The organism is Bradyrhizobium sp. CCBAU 53340 (genome assembly GCF_015291645.1).
In the GTDB taxonomy this organism is placed as follows: Bacteria; Pseudomonadota; Alphaproteobacteria; order Rhizobiales; family Xanthobacteraceae; genus Bradyrhizobium.
This window is the reverse complement of record NZ_CP030055.1, coordinates 2161671-2179510: the sequence shown is the minus strand read 5'-3', so window position 1 is coordinate 2179510 and position 17840 is coordinate 2161671. Positions and strand designations below refer to the sequence as shown.

20 protein-coding genes are annotated in these 17840 nt (G+C 63.0%); 14 read left to right on the top strand and 6 right to left on the bottom strand.

Annotated elements, in window-relative coordinates; all coding sequences use genetic code 11:
- The 3 genes from XH89_RS10205 to XH89_RS10195 are packed head-to-tail and all read left to right on the top strand — an operon-like array spanning position 1 to position 1839.
- Positions 1 to 738 carry an ABC transporter permease gene (locus XH89_RS10205; protein ID WP_194466938.1) on the top strand — a complete coding sequence of 246 codons (738 nt, stop codon included), beginning with the start codon at positions 1 to 3 and terminating at the stop codon, positions 736 to 738.
- Positions 728 to 1438 (top strand): ABC transporter ATP-binding protein, encoded by a 711-nt coding sequence (locus XH89_RS10200; protein WP_194466937.1) that lies wholly within the window; start codon positions 728 to 730, stop codon positions 1436 to 1438. Before XH89_RS10205 ends, XH89_RS10200 begins: the two co-directional genes overlap by 11 nt.
- A gap of 47 nt (positions 1439 to 1485) precedes the next feature.
- Entirely contained in the window at positions 1486 to 1839 is a 354-nt protein-coding gene (locus XH89_RS10195; protein ID WP_194466936.1) for a hypothetical protein, read from the top strand.
- Positions 1840 to 1973: 134 nt separating this feature from the next.
- Here XH89_RS10195 and XH89_RS10190 read toward each other — a convergent pair whose 3' ends face one another.
- From XH89_RS10190 to XH89_RS10170, 5 genes are all read right to left on the bottom strand, one after another.
- Entirely contained in the window at positions 1974 to 2183 is a 210-nt protein-coding gene (locus XH89_RS10190) for a hypothetical protein (RefSeq protein WP_188104815.1), read from the bottom strand.
- A gap of 105 nt (positions 2184 to 2288) precedes the next feature.
- Entirely contained in the window at positions 2289 to 3158 is an 870-nt protein-coding gene (locus tag XH89_RS10185; RefSeq protein ID WP_194466935.1) for a hypothetical protein, read from the bottom strand.
- Positions 3159 to 3379: 221 nt separating this feature from the next.
- Complete coding sequence (gene pqqA, locus XH89_RS10180; RefSeq protein ID WP_012029362.1) at positions 3380 to 3460, bottom strand: pyrroloquinoline quinone precursor peptide PqqA; 81 nt, start codon at positions 3458 to 3460, stop codon at positions 3380 to 3382.
- Between the two features lie 221 nt (positions 3461 to 3681).
- Positions 3682 to 4011: a hypothetical protein gene (locus tag XH89_RS10175; protein ID WP_194466934.1), complete on the bottom strand. Its 330-nt coding sequence runs from the start codon at positions 4009 to 4011 to the stop codon at positions 3682 to 3684.
- A gap of 124 nt (positions 4012 to 4135) precedes the next feature.
- Positions 4136 to 4528, bottom strand: a complete 393-nt coding sequence (locus XH89_RS10170; RefSeq protein ID WP_194466933.1) for a calcium-binding protein — start codon at positions 4526 to 4528, stop codon at positions 4136 to 4138.
- Positions 4529 to 4869: 341 nt separating this feature from the next.
- Here XH89_RS10170 and XH89_RS10165 point away from each other — a divergent pair, with 341 nt between their 5' ends.
- The 4 genes from XH89_RS10165 (at position 4870) to XH89_RS10150 (ending at position 8408) form a co-directional block, all read left to right on the top strand.
- The gene (locus tag XH89_RS10165; RefSeq protein ID WP_194466932.1) at positions 4870 to 6534 is read left to right on the top strand and encodes a methanol/ethanol family PQQ-dependent dehydrogenase; all 1665 of its coding nucleotides are present in this window, start codon (positions 4870 to 4872) and stop codon (positions 6532 to 6534) included.
- 12 nt (positions 6535 to 6546) lie between these two features.
- A complete protein-coding gene (locus XH89_RS10160; RefSeq protein WP_194466931.1) occupies positions 6547 to 6900 on the top strand; it encodes a cytochrome c in 354 nt (117 codons plus the stop codon).
- Positions 6897 to 7823 (top strand): ABC transporter substrate-binding protein, encoded by a 927-nt coding sequence (locus XH89_RS10155; protein WP_194466930.1) that lies wholly within the window; start codon positions 6897 to 6899, stop codon positions 7821 to 7823. The genes XH89_RS10160 and XH89_RS10155 overlap by 4 nt, the downstream gene beginning before the upstream one ends.
- Positions 7824 to 7982: 159 nt before the next feature.
- Complete coding sequence (locus XH89_RS10150; protein WP_194466929.1) at positions 7983 to 8408, top strand: hypothetical protein; 426 nt, start codon at positions 7983 to 7985, stop codon at positions 8406 to 8408.
- Between the two features lie 11 nt (positions 8409 to 8419).
- Here the strand turns inward: XH89_RS10150 and XH89_RS10145 are convergent, their stop codons facing one another.
- The gene (locus XH89_RS10145; protein ID WP_194466928.1) at positions 8420 to 9388 is read right to left on the bottom strand and encodes a helix-turn-helix domain-containing protein; all 969 of its coding nucleotides are present in this window, start codon (positions 9386 to 9388) and stop codon (positions 8420 to 8422) included.
- A gap of 514 nt (positions 9389 to 9902) precedes the next feature.
- Between XH89_RS10145 and xoxF5 the strand changes: the two genes are divergently transcribed.
- The 7 genes from xoxF5 (at position 9903) to XH89_RS10110 (ending at position 17759) form a co-directional block, all read left to right on the top strand.
- Positions 9903 to 11708: a lanthanide-dependent methanol dehydrogenase XoxF5 gene (xoxF5, locus tag XH89_RS10140; protein ID WP_194466927.1), complete on the top strand. Its 1806-nt coding sequence runs from the start codon at positions 9903 to 9905 to the stop codon at positions 11706 to 11708.
- Between the two features lie 111 nt (positions 11709 to 11819).
- Positions 11820 to 12308, top strand: coding sequence for a c-type cytochrome, methanol metabolism-related (locus XH89_RS10135; RefSeq protein ID WP_194468431.1), 489 nt, complete (start codon positions 11820 to 11822; stop codon positions 12306 to 12308).
- A 61-nt stretch (positions 12309 to 12369) separates the two neighbouring features.
- Entirely contained in the window at positions 12370 to 13479 is a 1110-nt protein-coding gene (locus tag XH89_RS10130; protein ID WP_194466926.1) for an S-(hydroxymethyl)glutathione dehydrogenase/class III alcohol dehydrogenase, read from the top strand.
- 30 nt (positions 13480 to 13509) lie between these two features.
- The gene (gfa, locus tag XH89_RS10125; RefSeq protein WP_194466925.1) at positions 13510 to 14073 is read left to right on the top strand and encodes an S-(hydroxymethyl)glutathione synthase; all 564 of its coding nucleotides are present in this window, start codon (positions 13510 to 13512) and stop codon (positions 14071 to 14073) included.
- Between the two features lie 602 nt (positions 14074 to 14675).
- Positions 14676 to 15128 carry a (2Fe-2S)-binding protein gene (locus XH89_RS10120; protein ID WP_188104837.1) on the top strand — a complete coding sequence of 151 codons (453 nt, stop codon included), beginning with the start codon at positions 14676 to 14678 and terminating at the stop codon, positions 15126 to 15128.
- A gap of 1 nt (position 15129) precedes the next feature.
- Positions 15130 to 17442 (top strand): molybdopterin cofactor-binding domain-containing protein, encoded by a 2313-nt coding sequence (locus XH89_RS10115; RefSeq protein ID WP_194466924.1) that lies wholly within the window; start codon positions 15130 to 15132, stop codon positions 17440 to 17442.
- Positions 17443 to 17498: 56 nt separating this feature from the next.
- Positions 17499 to 17759 carry a hypothetical protein gene (locus XH89_RS10110; RefSeq protein WP_194466923.1) on the top strand — a complete coding sequence of 87 codons (261 nt, stop codon included), beginning with the start codon at positions 17499 to 17501 and terminating at the stop codon, positions 17757 to 17759.
- Positions 17760 to 17840: the final 81 nt, after the last annotated feature.

Sequence of the window (17840 nt, the reverse complement as noted above, 5' to 3'; positions counted from 1 at the left end):
GTGCTGCGCCTTCTCTCCTTCGCCCTGTTTCTCGCGATCTGGTGGATCGGCGCCTTGTTCGTCGGCGGTGCCAAGCTGCCCTCCCCGCACGCCGTGCTCAGCGTCATCGTCGCGGAAGCCAGGAGTGGCGCGCTGTTTCTGCATCTCGGCGCGACGTTGGCGCGCGTCGCGCTCGCATTCGTGCTGGCCATGTCGGTCGGCAGTGCCATCGGCTATTTGATGGGCCGGGTGAAGCTCGCTGACCGGCTCGGCGATCCTTGGCTGATCCTGCTCTTGAACCTGCCGGCGCTGGTGGTGATCGTGCTGGCCTATATCTGGGCCGGACTCACCGAAGCCGCCGCGATCGCGGCGATCGCCATCAACAAGCTGCCGACGGCCGTCGTCACCTTGCGCGAGGGCACGCGTGCGCTCGATCGCTCGCTCGACGAGATGGCGACGGTGTTTGCGATGCCGCGCTGGCGCGCGTTCCGCCACGTCGTGCTGCCGCAGCTCGCGCCCTATATCGCGGCCTCCGCCCGCTCAGGATTGTCGTTGGTGTGGAAGATCGTGCTGGTCGCCGAGCTGCTGGGACGGCCGAACGGCGTCGGCTTCGAGATCGGCGTCGCCTTCCAGCTGTTCGACACGCCGCGCCTGCTCGCTTATTCCCTGACCTTTGCCGCGGTCGTGCTCGTGATCGAGACCGCGCTGGTGCAGCCGTTCGAGGCCCGCGCAACGCGGTGGCGGCCCCGTGCGGCTTGAGGTCGACGTCACAGGCAAGACCTACAGGAGCGCTTCGGGCGGGACGCACGAGGTGCTGGCACCGGTCAAGTTCGCGCTGCAATCGGGCGAGGTCGGCGTGCTGATCGGACCGTCCGGCTGTGGCAAGAGCACGATGCTGCGCATCATCCTCGGGCTCGACCGCGATTTCGACGGCCACGTCGCGCGCCCGCCGGAGGCACGGATCGGCATGGTGTTCCAGGAGCCGCGGCTGTTGCCGTGGCGCTCGGTCGAGCAGAATGTGCGACTGGCGGCGCCTGACGTCACCGACGCGAAGCTGTCAGAGCTGTTCAAGATCCTCGAGCTGGAAGCGCATCGCAGCCATTTTCCCGGCGAATTGTCGCTCGGCCTTGCCCGCCGGGTCGCGCTTGCCCGCGCCTTTGCGGTCGAGCCCGATCTGCTCGTACTCGATGAACCCCTCGCCTCGCTCGACGACGCACTCGCCGGCCGCCTGCGCGACGAAATCGCGACTCTGGTGGCGAGCCGCTCCGTGATGACGCTGCTCGTCACGCACAGCCTGGACGATGCCATCCGTCTCGGCGATCGCCTGTTCTTCCTGTCCCCGCGTCCTGCCCGCATTGTGCGAGAGGTGCCGATCGCCATCCCGCGCGCCGGACGCAGCGAGGCTGATCTTGCCAGGATCAGGGCAGAGCTCGCAGCCTTGCTGCTTGAATCGAAATGAAAACTCGTGGTCAACTGCATCATCAGAGATTGTCGAGGGAGGTCACCATGCGCCGTCAGCTGATTGCGATCGGCATCCTGTTGGTTGCGATGCCGGGCGCGGCGCTCGCGCAGGCCAAGGGCAAGGGCATCCGGCTCTGGAATTTGACGAGCGAGACGATCTCCGGCTTCCAGCTCGCGCCATCAGGCAAGACCGACTGGGGACCGAACCAGTGCCTGAACGACAAGGACAAGGAGGTCGACCACGACGAGCGGCTGCGCATCACCGGCATCGAGCCCGGTCGTTACGACGCCAAGGTCAGCTATCCCAACTCACGGCAATGCGTCGTGCGCGACATCGACATCAAGGCCGATGCTGTGTTCTCGATCGCCGACAAGGATCTGAAGGACTGCACGAAGTAGCTCCCTCTCCTCATCCTGAGGAGCCTGCGGAGCAGGCGTCTCGAAGGATGAAAGGCCCGGATGCCGCAGCGGGGCCTTCATGGTTCGAGACGCGCGTTCCGCGCTCCTCACCATGAGAAGCTTAGAGTAACGCGTCAGGCTTTGTCATTCGGGTGCGGATATTCGCAGCGCCAGCGCACCGCCTGCCATTTCGGATGTTCGCCGACCCATTGCGCGATGTAGGGCGGCGCGGCCATGGAGCATTGCGCCGGCGAGCCGCCAAAGTTGAACACCAGATGCTGCTCCTCGCAGGTCGCAGGCGAGAGCACCGCGCAAACAGTCACCACCAGGTCGATCGGGTTCATGCAGAGATCCTCTCGCGGGAGCGATTGAGACTAGCACAAAGGGCTACGTTTCCAGCAGCGGGAAGTTTCAATCTGGCGTGAGAAATGGGCGGGGAACCCGCTTTGCTAGAAGTTGATCCCGAACACCAGCCGCGCCTGATGGCGCTCGAAATTGACGAGATCGAGATTGGCTCCCGATCCCGCCGGACGGCCCCAGGCCTGCATGCTCCAGCTCAGGGTGAGCCGCGATTGCTCCGAGAGCTGGAGATAGGTGGTTGGACCGACGAACAGGGCTTGCCCCGAGAACTCGCCGAGGCCGATGCCCTCATATCGGAGGAAGTAGCGCATCTCCCCGCCGAGCAGCACGTTTGGGCGCACGCGCACCATGCCGGCGAAGGCCGCGCCGATGGTCGAGCTTTTCTCGGACAGCCCGCTCACCTCGAAGCGCGCCCATTCCGGTTGGTAAATCAGATTGAGCGCGCCGACCGCGAAGTTCGGGATCAGTTCGCGATCGAAGGCAAGCGTGAAGTCCGTGCCGTACATCCGCCCCTTCGCACCGCTGACCTCGTCGATGCGGTCGCCGTGGGTTTCGGCGGCGATGGTCATCCCGAACGGAGCATTCTCACGGTCGAGCAGGCGATAACGCAGGTCGAGCGAGGCGCCCTGGAAGTTGACCTGGCGGCGATCATCGATGTCAGGCACGCCCGTGATGTCGTGCAGCGTGGTCGTGCCGCCGACCTCGATGCGGAAATTCGGCAGCGGGACGATTTCAATCTCGACCTCGTGCTCGAGGGCACGATAGGTGCTCCCGCCCTTGCCGAACCGTCCCGTCGTCTGGGTCTGGAATTCGCGCTCGCCAGGATTGCCCACATCGCTGCCGATCATGAAACCGAAGATGTGCTCGGTATCAAACCCCTCCTCGGCGCTCGCATATGCCGGCGCAAGGGCGACAAGGCACGCAACCAATCTCCAGGATTTACAGGCTCCGACGCGCATCCCAAGTCCCAAAGGCGCGGCCGGCTTAATGCGGAAGCAGCGCTGACGGGCGTCAGCGTAACACAATGGTGAAATGCGAGGTGGGGATTTTGGCGCGGGCGCGCGGAAGCCGGATCGACTGCGCCCCTGCCATCGACATCGAACGCACCGGGACATCATCTCCGAAACACTGCCACGGCTTCGATGGCATCTGCCATCGAAGCCGCGGCAGGTCGTCAATCTTACTTGCGCGCAGCGCAGGCGTACATGTTGATTTCCATGCCGACCGGCACTTCCACGATCTTCGGAGCTTTCCAGGCCATTCGGGTCTCCCCAATTATTGAGCGCGACATCGCGCCGGGCAAAACCTAGGGCGGCGCCCCAGACAGTTCAAGCTTCGATTCGGGCATCAAGCGAGTCCATGCCGATTCTTCGCGGCAGCATTTCTCTCTCGGGCAAAGCCAGTTCTCTCGTGGTCAAGCGCGACCCTTGGGGACCGCCTTGCGCGATGCCGCGAAGGTCTCGATACAGCTACGCTTCGCTGTCAGCAGCCCTGGTCTGATGCCATCGCATTCGGCTTGGCACCTTCGGCCTTTTGAGCCGCCGTCGGCTGGCCTTGCATCTGACGCTGTGCATCCTCGGACGACGCCGGCGTTTCGCCGCTTGCGCGATTCATCGTGCTGGTCGGCGGGTGCTGACCGGTATTGCCCGCGGCGTCAGATGGATGGGACTGCGCCGAGCCTACCGTGACAGGACCAGAGCCGGCGTCCTTGTCGCTCGCAGTGCTGCCGGTGTTGCAGGGGCCCGCCATCGCCGAGCCGGCGCTCAGCGTCAGGATCGCGCATACAACGAGAATGGATCGTTTCGTGTTCATCTGCTTCATCTCCTTGTTCGCCCCGCCGCACGACGCCAGCGTCGCGCGGAATGTCGAGAAGAACAGGTCGAATCGGCCGATGTTCCGAATTGCAGGGCAGAATTCCGGCCTGCCGGCCGTCCGCTTATCGCAGCAGGCGTAGCAGTGCACGGCCGGCGCGCGATTTCAGCTCCTTCGCATCCAGCGTTCCATCCTTGTCGGGATTGGCTGCGTTGAAGCGCTGCTCAACCACGGCAAGATATTCGTCGAGCGTGAGGGTCCCATCGTGATCGGGATCTGCGGCCGCGAGTTCCTTTGCCGTCAGCCGTCCGCGCAATTCGCGCACGTCGAGCGTCCCGTCATGGTCGGGATCGAGCTTTGCGAACAACGCGGCGGCCGCCTTCTTCGCCTCGGCAAGATCGAGCGTGCCGTCATTGTCGGTATCGAACATTTTGACGACGCCGCCGGATGCCGACCAGGCCGGACCCGACAGCATTGCGATCGTGAGTGCAAGCGCAACAGAGCGACGCGACATCATGAAAACCTCCCTGACATGAGTCCCGATTCGGGCGGGATCGAAAACGACATAAGTCCACAAGCCTGCCCCGATTCAAGCCCGGAATTGCAATCTGCGCACTGCACAACTGGCGGAACCCAACAGCTTCGGTTGCAGCACCCACGCGAGCACAACTTCATGCCGCGGAATTTTCCAGCGCCTGCGCACAAGTGAAGGAGTCGATCGTCAGGTTTCCGTCAGGTGACCGCCCTCCGACGTCCAACATTCGGCAAGCCACTTTCGACTTTCGTATTGACGCGTTTTGGTTTCCGACAGAGTGTTGCGATCGCAGCGTCAAAAGGCGCGCATATTGGGAGGAACGGATGAAACGTTTTGCGATGGCCGCGAGCCTCGTCATCTTCGCATGCTCGGTTGCGAGCGCACAAACGACCGATCAGCTGGTCAAGGGCGCAACCGATACGTCGAACGTTCTCAATTACGGGATGGGCTACAATCTGCAGCGTTTCTCGACGCTGAACCAGATCAACAAGGACACCGTCAAGAACCTCGTCCCGGTCTGGAATTACTCCTTCAACGACGATCGTAGCGAGGAATCGCAGCCGCTGGTGTACCAGGGCGTAATCTACGTGACCTCCCACAATGCGACCATGGCGGTCGACGCCAAGACCGGCAAGCAGATCTGGAAATCCAAGATCGAATATCCCGCCGAGACGCCGCGCATCGTCTGCTGCGGCATCATCAACCGCGGCGCGGCGCTCTATGACGGCAAGCTGTTTCGCACCACACTCGACGCCAACGTGATCGCGATTGATGCCAAGGACGGCAAGGAGCTCTGGCGGCAGAAGGCGGCCGACATCAAGGAAGGCTATTCGATGACGGTGGCCCCGCTGGTCGCCGACGGTGTCGTCATCACCGGTATCTCCGGCGCCGAGTTCGGCACCCGCGGGTTCATCGACGGCTGGGATCCGGCAACAGGCAAGCATCTCTGGCGTACCCATTCGATCCCCTCGCCGGACGAGCCCGGCGGCGACACCTGGAAAGGCGATACCTGGAAGCTCGGCGGCGGCTCGACCTGGATCACGGGCTCCTACGATCCGGAGCTGAACACGGTCTATTGGGGCATCGGCAATCCCGGACCGTTCAATTCGGCGGTGCGTCCCGGCGACAACCTCTACACCTGCTCAGTGCTGGCGATGGATCCCAAGACCGGCAAGATCAAGTGGCACTATCAGTTCTCGCCGAACAACCCGTTCGACTATGACAGCGTGGCCGAGATGGTCCTCGCCGACATGAACGTCGAGGGCAAGCCGACCAAGGTGCTGATGGACGCCAACCGCAACGGCTTCTTCTATGTGCTCGACCGGACCAACGGCAAGCTGCTCGCTGCCAATCCTTACGTGAAGGTCAACTGGGCAACGAGCGTCGACATGAAGACCGGCCGTCCGGTCGAGACCGACGTCGCCAAGGACGCGCGCGAGGGCAAGAAGGTCACGGTCTATCCGTCGATCCTCGGCGGCAAGAACTGGGAGCCGATGTCGTTCAATCCGCAGACCGGCCTCGCCTACGCCAACACGCTCGCCTTCGGCGGCAAGTACAAGGCCGAGCCCGTCACCTTCAAGCAGGGTGAATGGTATCTCGGCATGGACCTCACCGATCCCTGGGAGTTCGGTGACGGTGCGCGCGGTCATCTGAAGGCGATCGATCCGATGACCGGCAAGGCGAAGTGGGAAGCCGCCTCCGACATTCCACGCTTCTCCGGCGTGCTGTCGACCGCGGGCGGCGTCGTGTTCACGGGCGCGCTGACCGGCGAGTTCGAGGCCTTCGATGCCGACAGCGGCAAGAAGCTGTGGCAGTTTCAGACCGGCTCCGGCATCGAGGGACAGCCGGTGACATGGCAGCAGGACGGCGTGCAGTACGTCGCCGTCACCTCTGGCTATGGCGGCGTTTACTCGCTGTTTTCCGGCGACGAACGGCTGGCCAAGGTGCCGCCCGGCGGCTCGCTCTGGGTCTTTGCAGTGAAGCAATAACGGCAAGAGACGTTGAGAGACACATCTCACAAGACGGTGGCGATCCTCGCCACCGTCGCGGTGCTGACGGTCGCGCTTGCGGCGACTGTTCGTGCCGCGGATGATTCGAATGGCAATCCATTGCAGACGCAGATCGACCACGGCAAGTCCACCTATGCCGAACGATGCTCGCACTGCCACGGCCCCAACATGATGAATTCCGGCACCATCACGCCGGATTTACGCGCCTTTCCCGACGACAAGGCGCGCTTCGTCACGACCGTGAAGAACGGCAAGAACAACAGGATGCCGCCCTGGGGCGACATCTTGAGCGACGACGACATCGGCAATCTCTGGGCCTTCATCTCGAGTCGGAGGAAGCCATGAGGCGCCGGCTCGCAGCGCTTGGTCTTGCCATGATGCTCGCTGCGCCGGCGACCGCGGCGTGGGCGGCTGATCCCCTGAGCATCTGCCTCGACGAGGACCGACCACCGCTCTCGGCGCACCATCGCGGCAAGCCGGACTCTGGTTTCGACGTCCTGCTGGCGCAGGCGATCGCGGACCGGATGGGACGCCCACTCAAGATCCAGTGGTTCGAGAGCAAGCTGGATGAGGATTCCAGCCCGCAGCTCGAGGCCAATGCGCTGCTCTCGGACGGGCGCTGCGCGCTGATCGGCGGCTATGCGCTGACGACGGACTCGCTCGTCAAGCCCGGTATGAAGACGGCGCGCCTGCCGGACTTCGCGGGCGCCACGCGTGACGACCGACGCCGCCGCGTTGCGCTCGGTGAGCTCGCGCCGACCAGGCCTTACGTCTATTCGCCGATGACCATCGTGCTCGGCCCGAAGGCCCGTGACCGCAAGATCGGTGACCTCGGCGATCTCGCCGGTCTTCGCCTCGCGATCGAAAGCGGATCGCTTGGTGACGCCATCCTGATGACCTTCGACAAGGGGCGGCTGATCGATAACATCACCCATCTCGTCCCCGGCCGCGCCGACCTCCTGGGCGCACTCGATCGCGGCGACTATGATGCGACCTTGATCGACCTTGCCCGTTTCGACGCGCACCGCGCCGCGCGTCCTGAGACTGCGATCACGGCATCCGGCTATTATTATCCGATCGGGGCCAATCGCGGCTATGTCGGGCTTGGCAGCGATCCTGCCTTGATCGAGGCAGTCGACAAGGCCCTGTCGGATCTCACCGCCGAAGGCAAGATCGCTGAGTTGGGCAAGCAGGCCGGCCTGACCTACCTGCCGCCGCGCGAACCTGCCATTCTCGGCGACGTCTGGACGAAGATCATTCAGCGGTGACGTGCATCCCGAAAATGACGCGGGATGCGGCTGAGGACGCCAGGTGGCTCGCCCCCTTCGCATCCGACCAAAGCCTAGTGTCGCAAGCGCCTTGACCGGCTATCATTGTGCGCTGTCGCCGGGCGTCCCTCTCCGCTCCGAACGAGAAAGGCCGAGCGCATGAAACCCGATGCTGTCGCGGTGGCCGCCCTGGTCGTCCTGCTGTTTCCGATGGGCTATTTTCTGCTCGCTTCGCCCGCATTCCTGCTGGTGAAGCTCGACATTCCGCCCGTCACGCAGTTGCTGCGCGGGATGTTCAACATCCAGTTCAGGATGATGAGCGTGACCGGCATCTTTGCGACTGCGGCTTTCGTCATCGCCGGTCGTCCGCTCTTTGCCATAGCGATTGGCTCGATTGCGGTCCTCGCAATCTGGGGACGCAGCCGGTTCATGCAACGGATGGATAACGAACTCAGCGCCCGGGATGCGGGCGATGCTGATGCCGTGCGCCGACTACGTCGAATGCATTGGAGCGGAATGCTCTGCAATGCAGCACTGGTCACGGCGCTCGTGAGCAGCATTCCCTACGTCGCCATGCCGACTTAAGCGGGGCCGGCTCAAGTCTCGTCCGCGGCCACGGCGCCCTGCTGTGCCTTGTGGATCGACGACGGCACCACGCCGAAATATTTCCTGAATACGCGACTGAAATGCGACGAGCTCGAGAAGCCCCAGGAAAACGCCACATCGGTGATGGTCTTGCCGGCGTGAGCCTCGAGCTCCTGGCGGCAGTTCTGAAGGCGCGCCTGCCAGATGTAGTCACTCACCGTAGTGCCGCGCTCGGAGAACAGCATGTGCAGGTAGCGCTTGGAGCAGCCGAGCTCCGCGGAGATCTGATCGATGCACAGATCGGGATCGCGCAGGTGCTCGCGGATGAAAAATTGGGCACGCACATACATCGCCTCGGGCCCGACGCGATCGAACATCGTGTCGGCTTCGCGCAGCGGCAGCAGCAACAGGTCGATCAGTGAATCAGCAACGCCGACCGCACTGTTGGCCGACAGTTTTGCAGCCTCATCAAACGTAGCATGGACGAAATCATGGGCGATCCGTCCTGTCCCCGTCTTCGCCGACAGCTTGCAGGCCGGCATGCGCTGCGACGGGAATCCGCGATCGCGCAGCAGTGCCTTCGGCACGATCACCACGTCGTGGCGGGTGAAGGCGGGACTGACGATCAGATGCGGGCATGAGACGTCATAAGCGATGATGTCGCCCGGGTTCAATTCGATGTGGCGGCCTTCCTGCTCGAAATAGGACACGCCGTAGGTCTGGAAGTGGATCTTGATGTACGGATGTTCGTTGGCTTTGGCGCGCGCCAGCGTGTGTGCGATGCGGTGCTGGCTCACCTCGATCTGGCAGAGCTTCAAGCGCGAGACCGTGGTGTAGTCGATGCGCCCTTCGAGCGACGACGCCTCCAGCGGATCGACATCGAAGTGTCCGCACAGACTCGTCAGCCCGTCGACCCAGCTCTGGATCTGTCGCTTTGGCGTCAGTCCCGTCGTCGAGAGCGTGTGAATTGTGTCGGACATTAATCCAGCCACTGGTGATACCCGGAGATTCGACGCGAATCGCGGCCAGCGCTTGCTGGAGCCCTCAGCCTTGATTGCGTGACGTTTACCTCGAATTTGAGCGGTCTTGTGAAACGAGCGCCATCATTCCATTGCCACCCTTTGAAGTTAATCCTCCGCCTTAGTTGCACCGCCGTCAAGGGGAACCTGAATCGCGAGCGTCGCGCCGGCCTGCGCGGAAGCCGCTGAATTCGCTACTGCAAAATCAAAAACTTCGTCTCCGTGCGCTATCGAGCAAAACAGCTTCTCTCTTGGGCAAGTTTCCCGGTGACGAAGTCGTTAGGAATTGCGCCAGGAACAACAAGAACGGGCCGCTCCTGCACGTGGACCCGTGGCTCTCATCAGGAGGAGGAAACAGCACAGCATCGTTTCTGGTCCCAATCGTGACCGCCCTGCACGAGCAGACGCCGGACGAAAAGCCCGGTGATTAAGCAATGCTTCGGAAACAATAAACGAGACCAACGGAGGAATGACTATGCGCAAGGTGCTACTGGCGACCTTTCTTGGCTCCGCGGCGGCTCTCGCCGTCGGGAGTGCGTCAGCCAATGACGAGCTGAACAAAATGTCGCAGAACCCGAAAGACTGGGTGATGCCGACGGGTGACTATTCCAACAACCGATATTCCAAGCTGAACCAGATCAACGCGCAAAATGTCGGCAAGCTCCAGGTGGCCTGGACCTTCTCGACCGGCGTGCTGCGTGGCCACGAAGGCGGCCCGCTGATCATCGGCAACATCATGTACGTCCATACGCCGTTCCCGAACAAGGTCTACGCCATTGACCTTTCCAACGAGAACAAGATCGTCTGGAAGTACGAGCCGAAGCAGGATCCGAACGTCATCCCGGTGATGTGCTGCGATACGGTCAATCGCGGCCTCGCCTACGGCGACGGCAAGATCTTCCTGCATCAGGCCGACACGACCCTCGTTGCGCTCGACGCCAAGACCGGTCAGGTCGCATGGACCGCGAAGAACGGCGATCCTAGCAAGGGCGAGACCGGCACCTCGGCGCCGATGGTGGTCAAGGACAAGGTGCTGATCGGCATCTCGGGCGGCGAGTTCGGCGTTCAGGCCCACATGAGCGCCTACGACATCAAGACCGGCAAGCTGGCCTGGCGCGGTTATTCGGAAGGCCCGGATGATCAGATCCTGGTCGACGACAAGACCACCGCACTCGGCAAGCCGATCGGCAAGGATTCCAGCCTCAAGACCTGGCAGGGTGATCAGTGGAAGATCGGCGGCGGCGCCACCTGGGGCTGGATCTCCTACGATCCGCAGTTGAACCTGATCTACTACGGATCGGGCAACCCCTCGACCTGGAATCCGAAGCAGCGTCCCGGCGACAACAAATGGTCGATGACGATCTGGGCGCGCAACCCGGATACCGGTGTTGCCAAGTGGGTCTATCAGATGACGCCCCATGACGAATGGGACTATGACGGCGTCAACGAGATGATCCTGTCAGACCAGTCGATCAACGGCCAGGCCCGCAAGCTGCTGACGCATTTCGACCGTAACGGCCTCGGCTACACGCTCGATCGCGCCACCGGTGAACTTCTGGTCGCCGAAAAGTACGATCCGAAGGTGAACTGGACCTCCGGCGTCGACATGGACAAGAACTCCGCCACCTATGGCCGTCCGAAGGTGCTTGATGCAGCTTCGACCGACAAGGCCGGCGAAGATCACAATGTGAAGGGCATCTGCCCGGCCGCGCTCGGCACCAAGGACGAGCAGCCGGCGGCCTACTCGCCGGACACGCAGCTGTTCTACGTTCCGACCAACCACGTCTGCATGGACTACGAGCCGTTCAAGGTGAGCTACACCGCGGGCCAGCCCTATGTGGGCGCGACACTCTCGATGTATCCGCCGCAGGGCGATACCAACATGGGTAACTTCATCGCCTGGGACGGCAAGACCGGCAAGATCGTCTGGTCGAACAAGGAGCAGTTCTCGGTCTGGTCGGGTGCGCTCGCAACCGCTGGCGGCGTGGTCTTCTACGGCACGCTCGAAGGCTACCTGAAGGCGGTCGACGCCAAGACCGGCAAGGAGCTCTACAAGTTCAAGACTCCCTCCGGCATCATCGGCAACGTCACCACCTATGAGAACAACGGCAAGCAGTATGTCGCCGTGCTCTCCGGCGTGGGTGGCTGGGCCGGCATCGGTCTGGCAGCGGGCCTGACCGATCCGACTGCAGGCCTCGGTGCAGTCGGTGGCTATGCGGCACTGAGCAACTACACGGCGCTCGGCGGTACGCTGACCGTGTTCTCGCTGCCGTCGAACTAGCCTCGATACCGTATCGCTCCGGCGCGTGGATCAACTCCACGCGCCGGCTCGCCTCCACCTGATGCCTTCGAGGAACACCTCTTGCGTAAAATCTGCTCTGCCATTGCCGTGATGATCTTCGTAGCGTCCGGAGGAATTGCTGTCGCGGACGGCTCGGGCGATCCGACTGCCGTCAAGCAAAACGAAACTGGAGAATGGCTCGATAAGGATGGTAACCCGACCTACAAGATCAACGGCGATTCCGTCGACTGGTACACCTATTCCGGATACCGCCGCTATCACTCGGACTGCCATGTGTGTCATGGGCCCGATGGCATGGGCTCAACCTACGCGCCGGCACTGAAGGATTCGCTCAAGACCATGAGCTATGCCGATTTCCTCGGCGTCGTCGCCTCCGGCCGCAAGAACGTCTCGACTTCGCAGGAGAACGTGATGCCGGCGTTCGGTGATAATCCGAACGTCGCCTGTTACATGGACGATCTTTACGTCTATCTGCGCGCCCGTTCCAACGAGGCCTGGGGCCGCGCCCGACCAGGCAAGCATGAGGACAAGAGCGACGCCTACACCAAGAATGAAGACTCGTGCATGGGCAAAAAATGAACGTTTGCAGCCCGACCGAGACTTAAGTCTTGGCATCTTACGAGAATTTGAGGAGTTACCGATGAAGACACGTGCCGCTGTCGCTTTCGAAGCCAAGAAGCCGCTGGAGATCGTCGAAGTCGATCTGGAAGGGCCGAAGGTCGGTGAAGTCCTGGTCGAGATCAAGGCAACGGGCATCTGCCACACCGACGCCTACACGCTCGACGGTTTCGACAGCGAAGGAATCTTCCCGTCGATCCTCGGTCATGAGGGCGCCGGCATCATCCGCGAGATCGGCGCGGGCGTAACCTCGCTGAAACCGGGCGATCACGTCATTCCGCTCTACACGCCGGAATGCCGGCAGTGCAAAAGCTGCCTGAGCCAGAAGACCAACCTCTGCACCGCGATCCGCGCGACGCAAGGCAAGGGCGTGATGCCCGATGGGACCAGCCGCTTCTCCTACAAGGGCAAGCCGATCTACCACTATATGGGCTGCTCGACTTTCTCCAACTTCACGGTGCTGCCGGAGATTGCGGTGGCGAAGATCCGCGAGGATGCCCCCTTCGACAAGAGTTGCTACATCGGCTGCGGCGTCACCACCGGCGTCGGCGCCGTCGTCAACACTGCGAAGGTCACGCCCGGCTCCAACGTAGTCGTGTTCGGGCTTGGTGGTATCGGGCTGAACGTGATCCAGGGCGCCAAGATGGCCGGCGCCGACAAGATCATCGGCGTCGACATCAACGACTCCAAGGAGGAATGGGGCCGCCGGTTCGGCATGACCGACTTCGTCAACCCCAAGAAGATCACCGGCGACATCGTTCCGCATCTCGTCACCCTGACCGATGGCGGCGCCGACTACACCTTCGACTGCACCGGCAACACGACCGTGATGCGCCAGGCACTGGAAGCCTGTCATCGCGGCTGGGGCACCTCGATCATCATCGGCGTCGCCGAAGCCGGCAAGGAAATCGCCACCCGTCCGTTCCAGCTCGTCACCGGCCGCAACTGGCGCGGCACAGCCTTCGGCGGTGCCCGCGGCCGCACCGACGTGCCGAAGATCGTCGACTGGTACATGAACGGAAAGATCCAGATCGACCCGATGATCACCCACACGCTCAAGCTCGAAGACATCAACAAGGGCTTCGACCTGATGCATGAGGGTAAATCTATTCGTTCCGTCGTCGTGTTCTAGCTCAAGCGTCACACCCAAGGAGGATCGGCCATGACTGTTGCACTCCACCCATCGATCGACAACGGCCTCAAACAGGGCAGCGGGCACTTCGCCGGCGGCACGCTCGCCTGCAAATGCAAGGACCATCAAGTCAAGGTCGGCATCAAAGGCGACGTGGCGCACAACCACGCCTGCGGCTGCACCAAGTGCTGGAAGCCGCAAGGCGCGACTTTCTCGGTCGTTGCGGTGGTGCCGCGCCAGAACCTCACCGTGCTCGAGAATGGCGACAAGCTCCAGATCGTCGATCCCTCCGCGGTGATCCAGCGGCATGCCTGCAAGGCCTGCGGGACCCACATGTACGGCCGTATCGAGAACAAGAACCATCCGTTCTACGGTCTCGACTTCATCCATCCCGAGCTGTTCCAGGAGCAGGGCTCGCAGGCACCGCAATTCGCCGCCTTCGTCTCCTCGGTCATTGAATCGGGCGTGAAGCCCGAGCAGATGGCGGGAATTCGGGCGCGGCTGAAGGAAATCGGGCTCGAGCCCTATGACTGCCTGTCGCCGGCGCTGATGGATGCGATCGCGACTCACGTGGCGAAAGCCAAGGCCGCCTGAGCAAGGCCGCCGGAAATTGCCCGCTCCCTGCTGGTCGCCAGCGAGGGGGCGGGAGTCCTTGAACGATCGCGGCGAGTTCGCCGCCTCTGACCTTGCGTATGTGAGTGAGTTCTGCTCCCTCAGTCCTGGTCTCTGAATGACTGCGCAGTGCCGCCCTCTTCCTTCTTGAAGTCAGCGTACCCTGCGATTCTCCCTCCCTCGACTGAGGACTACTGCTTCGTCCGCGCAGTCCCTCTGGCGGACGAAGCTTTTTTTCATTACGTCTCCGATTTTGCGATCGCGCGCGACGCGTTGCCGCGCCCTGCTTTTGACAAACCCCCGATGCAATCTATTCACGTCAAGAACACCCGGCTGTGAATGCCGGCCCGGCGCGATCTCTGCTACGGTCGCGTTGTCACGATGCCGCGCGAATTCAATCAATTAAGAACAAAACGGGAGGTATCGAGCACATCCGGACATTGCGATTCGCGTTCCAGCCACCTGCCAGGACCTGCCTGTGCGGGGCAACGGGTCGGAATGCGATCACACGACGCAACGGACATTGCGCCGACGGACATCGGCAATGTTGAAATCAGCAAGCTTATGAAGAGCGAGGGACGATCATGATCAAGGTGAAGATCAACGGCCAGGAACAGAGCTGGGACGGCGACCCGGATCTCCCGCTACTCTGGTTCCTGCGCGACGAAGCCGGCCTGACCGGCACCAAGTTCGGCTGCGGCAAGGCGCTGTGCGGCGCCTGCACCGTCATCGTCGACAAGGAGGCGGTGCGATCCTGCATCACGTCGATCAATGACGTGGCGGGGCGCGAGGTCACCACGATCGAGGGGCTGCATCCGGATGGCGATCATCCGGTCCAGAAGGCCTGGCGTCAGGTCAACGTTCCCCAATGCGGCTTCTGCCAGGCGGGCCAGATCATGCAGGCCGCCGCGCTTCTGATGGACAATCCAAAGCCATCCCACGACCAGATCCGCGAGGCGATGTCCGGCAACATCTGCCGCTGCGGCTGCTACCAGCGCATCGAGAACGCGGTCCATCTCGCATCGACGGGAGTGTGACATGAATTTCATCGACAATCCCCGAAAGCTTCGTGGCTTCGAGAAGAACATCAAGGTCGAGAAGGTCTCGCGCCGCAGCATCCTGAAAGGCCTCGGCGTCACCGGCGGCTTCGTGCTCGCCGCCCCCGTGATGACGCGCCAGGCCTTTGCCTATGAGACCGGCGCCGGCAAGATGCCGCATGGCGTCGTGGTCGATCCGCGCGTGTTCGTCGCGGTTGCGCCCGACGGCACCGTCAGCATCGTCGCCCACCGCTCCGAGATGGGCACCGGCGTGCGCACAAGCCTGCCGCTGATCGTGGCCGAGGAGATGGAGGCCGACTGGTCCAAGGTCAAGGTGCAGCAAGCCCATGGCGATGAGGTCAAGTTCGGCAACCAGGACACCGACGGCTCGCGCAGCACGCGGCATTATCTGATGCCGATGCGCCAGATCGGCGCCTCTGCCCGCACCATGCTGGAACAGGCCGCAGCGAAGCGCTGGGGCGTGCCGGCAACGGAGGTGAAGGCGGTCAATCACGAGGTCGTCCACAACGCGAGCGGACGCAAGCTCGGCTTCGGCGAGCTCGCAGCGGACGCCGCCAAGGAACCGGTGCCTGCTGTCGAAGGCCTCAAGCTGAAGGACCCCAAGGACTTCCGTTATCTCGGCAAGGGTGAGGTCGGCATCGTCGATCTCCACGACATCACCACCGGCAAGGCCCGTTACGGCGCCGACGTGCGCCTGCCAGGAATGAAATACGCCGTGATCGCACGTCCGCCGGTGACCGGGGGCAAGCTCACATCGTTCGATCCGGACGCGGCGCTGAAGGTGTCCGGCGTCGAGAAGGTGATGCAGGTGCGCGGCTGGCCATGGCCGTCGAAGTTCCAGCCGCTCGGCGGCGTCGCGGTGATCGCGCGCAATACCGGCGCCGCAATCAAGGGCCGCGACGCGCTGAAGCTGGTCTGGGACGACGGCGCCAACGGCAAATACGACTCGGTCGCCTATCGCAAGGAGCTCGAGGAGGCCTCGCGCAAGCCGGGACTCGTCCTGCGCAAGGAGGGCGATGCGGATGCGGCCCTGAAGAGCGCCGACAAGGTCATGGTCGGCGAGTACTACATCCCCCATCTCGCCCATGTCAGCATGGAGCCGCCGGTCGCGGTGGCCGACGTCAAGGGCGACAAGGCCGAGATCTGGGCGCCGGTGCAGAGTCCCGGCGGCACGCGTGAGGACGTCGCCAAGACGCTCGGCATTCCCGAGGACAATGTCACCGTCAACGTGACGCTGCTCGGCGGCGGTTTCGGCCGGAAGTCGAAATGCGATTACGCGCTCGAAGCCGCCCTGCTGTCAAAGGAACTCGGAGCGCCGGTCAAGGTGCAATGGACGCGCGAGGACGACATCCACAACGGTTTCCTGCATACCGTCTCGGTTGAGCGGATCGAAGCCGGCCTCGACAAGGACGGCAAGGTGATCGCCTGGCGCCATCGCAGCGTGGCGCCCAGCATCGCCTCGACCTTCGCCGCCGGCACGGTCCATCAGGCGTCCTTCGAGATCGGCATGGGCCTGGTCGACATGCCCTTCGAGATCGCCAACATCTCTTGCGAGAATCCGGAAGCCGCCGCGCACACGCGCATCGGCTGGTTCCGCTCGGTCTCGAACATCCCGCGCGCCTTCGCCGTGCAGTCGATGGTCGGCGAGATTGCGAATGCGACCGGGCGCGACCAGAAAGAGACGCTGCTCGCGCTGATCGGCACACCCCGCATCGTCAAGCCCGCCGTGAAGGACTTGTGGAACTACGGCGAGCCCTATGACAGCTACCCGATCGACACCGCGCGCCTGCGCAAGGTGGTCGAGCTGGTCGCCGAGAAGGGCGAATGGGGCCGTCAGGTTCCGAAGGGCCACGGCCTTGGCATCGCGGTGCACCGCAGCTTCGTTAGCTACATCGCGACCATCGTCGAGGTCGCCGTCGACGAGAAGGGCAAGCTGACGGTGCCGCGGGTCGACACCGCGATCGACTGCGGCACCTATGTCAACCCGGAGCGCATCGCCTCGCAGATCGAGGGCGCGGCGATCATGGGCCTGAGCCTCGCCAAATATGGCGCGGTCACCTTCAAGGACGGCAGGGTCGAGCAGAACAATTTTGACGACTTCCAGGTCGTCAGGATCGACGAGGCTCCGCTGGTGACCAACGTCCACATCGTTCCGCCCAGCCCAGACACGCCGCCGAGCGGCGTCGGTGAGCCCGGCGTGCCGCCCTTCGCGCCGGCACTGATGAACGCCATCTTCGCGGCGACCGGCAAGCGCATCCGCACGCTCCCGATCGGCAAGCAATTGGAGGCGTAAGGCGCGGAACACAGGCGGCCCGCCGCCGTTTCCATCGATCTGACAGGAGCAGATCGATGACCAACATTCCAAGGGCGCTCGCAGTCTCTCTGCTGTCGAGCGCCTTTCTTTTGACTGCCGCAGCCGCGCTCGCCCAGAGCGCCACGACGCCCCCGACCACGGCAACCCGTCCCACGGCGCCGGACCAGAGCTCACTTCCCAATGCCAGCGCCCCACCCGCCTCGACCACCCGGACCACCGGTCAGAGCCCGAGCGATCCCAAGCTTCGGGAGATGAATCAGGCGGAAAAGGACAAGGTCGATCGCCAGGGCAAGTAGTGGGCTGCGCACGCAAGATGCGGCGGACGTTACCGTCCGCCGCATTTGCCCCCTGTCGCTCCGCTTCTCTCGATCCGCCTG

Coding starts and splice junctions, on each gene's coding strand:
- XH89_RS10195 (WP_194466936.1), top strand. CDS start 1,486: ATGCGCCGTCAGCTGATTGCGATCGGCATCCTGTTGGTTGCGATGCCG.
- XH89_RS10190 (WP_188104815.1), bottom strand. CDS start 2,183: ATGAACCCGATCGACCTGGTGGTGACTGTTTGCGCGGTGCTCTCGCCT.
- XH89_RS10185 (WP_194466935.1), bottom strand. CDS start 3,158: ATGCGCGTCGGAGCCTGTAAATCCTGGAGATTGGTTGCGTGCCTTGTC.
- pqqA (WP_012029362.1), bottom strand. CDS start 3,460: ATGGCCTGGAAAGCTCCGAAGATCGTGGAAGTGCCGGTCGGCATGGAA.
- XH89_RS10175 (WP_194466934.1), bottom strand. CDS start 4,011: ATGAACACGAAACGATCCATTCTCGTTGTATGCGCGATCCTGACGCTG.
- XH89_RS10170 (WP_194466933.1), bottom strand. CDS start 4,528: ATGATGTCGCGTCGCTCTGTTGCGCTTGCACTCACGATCGCAATGCTG.
- XH89_RS10165 (WP_194466932.1), top strand. CDS start 4,870: ATGAAACGTTTTGCGATGGCCGCGAGCCTCGTCATCTTCGCATGCTCG.
- XH89_RS10155 (WP_194466930.1), top strand. CDS start 6,897: ATGAGGCGCCGGCTCGCAGCGCTTGGTCTTGCCATGATGCTCGCTGCG.
- XH89_RS10150 (WP_194466929.1), top strand. CDS start 7,983: ATGAAACCCGATGCTGTCGCGGTGGCCGCCCTGGTCGTCCTGCTGTTT.
- XH89_RS10145 (WP_194466928.1), bottom strand. CDS start 9,388: ATGTCCGACACAATTCACACGCTCTCGACGACGGGACTGACGCCAAAG.
- xoxF5 (WP_194466927.1), top strand. CDS start 9,903: ATGCGCAAGGTGCTACTGGCGACCTTTCTTGGCTCCGCGGCGGCTCTC.
- XH89_RS10135 (WP_194468431.1), top strand. CDS start 11,820: ATGATCTTCGTAGCGTCCGGAGGAATTGCTGTCGCGGACGGCTCGGGC.
- XH89_RS10130 (WP_194466926.1), top strand. CDS start 12,370: ATGAAGACACGTGCCGCTGTCGCTTTCGAAGCCAAGAAGCCGCTGGAG.
- gfa (WP_194466925.1), top strand. CDS start 13,510: ATGACTGTTGCACTCCACCCATCGATCGACAACGGCCTCAAACAGGGC.
- XH89_RS10120 (WP_188104837.1), top strand. CDS start 14,676: ATGATCAAGGTGAAGATCAACGGCCAGGAACAGAGCTGGGACGGCGAC.
- XH89_RS10115 (WP_194466924.1), top strand. CDS start 15,130: ATGAATTTCATCGACAATCCCCGAAAGCTTCGTGGCTTCGAGAAGAAC.
- XH89_RS10110 (WP_194466923.1), top strand. CDS start 17,499: ATGACCAACATTCCAAGGGCGCTCGCAGTCTCTCTGCTGTCGAGCGCC.